Annotated in this window: 1 protein-coding gene; it reads left to right on the plus strand. The window is 66.5% G+C overall.

The genetic code is table 11. The features are described 5' to 3' along the window. Nucleotides 1-967: aspartate-semialdehyde dehydrogenase (locus EOA24_RS37760; RefSeq protein WP_127410810.1), on the plus strand; the 967-nt coding region annotated here is incomplete at its 5' end. Between the last annotated feature and the right edge of the window lie 501 nt (nt 968-1468).

Here is a 1468-nt window from a genome sequence, read left to right on the forward strand (position 1 = left end):
CGAGCGCGGCTTCCCGGTGAGCGAAGTGGTGGCGCTGGCGTCGCGGCGCAGCCAGGGCACCGAAGTGTCCTTCGGCGACCGCACGCTGAAGGTCAAGGCGCTCGACACCTACGATTTTTCCGACACCGACCTCTGCGTCATGTCGGCCGGCGGCAACGTCTCCAAGGAATGGTCTCCCAAGATCGGCAAGCAGGGCTGCGTCGTCATCGATAATTCGTCGGCCTTCCGCTATGACCCGGACGTGCCGCTGATCGTGCCGGAGGTGAACCCGGACGCGGTCTCGCTGTTCTCGCGCAAGAACATCATCGCCAATCCGAACTGCTCGACGGCGCAGCTGGTCGTCGCGCTGAAGCCGCTGCATGACGTCGCCACCATCAAGCGCGTCGTCGTCGCCACCTACCAGTCGGTGTCGGGCGCCGGCAAGGAAGGCATGGACGAGCTGTTCACGCAGACCCGCGCGGTGTTCGTCGCCGACCTGGTCGACGTCAAGAAGTTCACCAAGCGCATTGCCTTCAACGTCATCCCGCAGATCGACGTTTTCCTCGATGACGGCTCCACCAAGGAAGAGTGGAAGATGGTGGCCGAGACCAAGAAGATGCTCGACCCCAAGATTAAGCTGACGGCGACCTGCGTGCGCGTGCCGGTCTTCATCGGCCATTCGGAAGCGGTCAACATCGAGTTCGAGAAGCCGATCACGGCGGACGAGGCGCGCGAGATCCTGCGCGAAGCGCCGGGATGCCAGGTGCTCGATAAGCGCGAGAACGGCGGCTACATCACGCCGCTGGAATCGGCCGGCGAGGACGCCACCTTCATCTCGCGCATCCGCGAGGATTCGACCATCGACAACGGCCTGTCGATGTGGGTCGTCTCCGACAATCTGCGCAAGGGCGCGGCGCTCAACGCCGTGCAGATCGCCGAGCTGCTGGTCGAGCGCGGCCTGATCCAGCCGAAGAAGAAGGCGGCGTAGTTCTCGCTCACGGGCCGTATCGCCGCTGCCGCGGCGGGCCCTCCGCGGGGGCGCCGGACGACCGGCGGCCCGCAGTCGCGGGCTCGGCCTTCGGTAGTTTGTTTCGCTCACGGGCCGTATCGCCGCTGCCGCGGCGGGCCCTCCGCGGGGGCGCCGAATGATCGGCGGCCCGCAGTCGCGGGCTCGGCCTTCGGCCGTCGTTTTCGCTCACGGCCCGCACCGCCGCTATCGCGGCTGGGCCTCCGCGGGGGGCGCCGGACGACCGGCGGCCCGCAGTCGCGGGCTCGGCCTTCGGCCGTTTGTTCTCGCTCACGGAGGACGCGGCTGTGTCGAGGCTAGCGGAAGCGGATGACTTCGATGAAGGCCTTGCGTCTGACGATGAACTCCCGCAGCAGCGGCAGGAAGAAGGCTTTGCTGAAGCGTCCGATCGGCGGCTCGGGTTCGAGATAGAAGGACTTGCCGACGAGATCGGAGTTGAACTCGTCGAGGATGATCCACAAC

The sequence above is a fragment of the Mesorhizobium sp. M2A.F.Ca.ET.039.01.1.1 genome (genome assembly GCF_003998035.1).
In the GTDB taxonomy this organism is placed as follows: domain Bacteria; phylum Pseudomonadota; class Alphaproteobacteria; order Rhizobiales; family Rhizobiaceae; genus Mesorhizobium.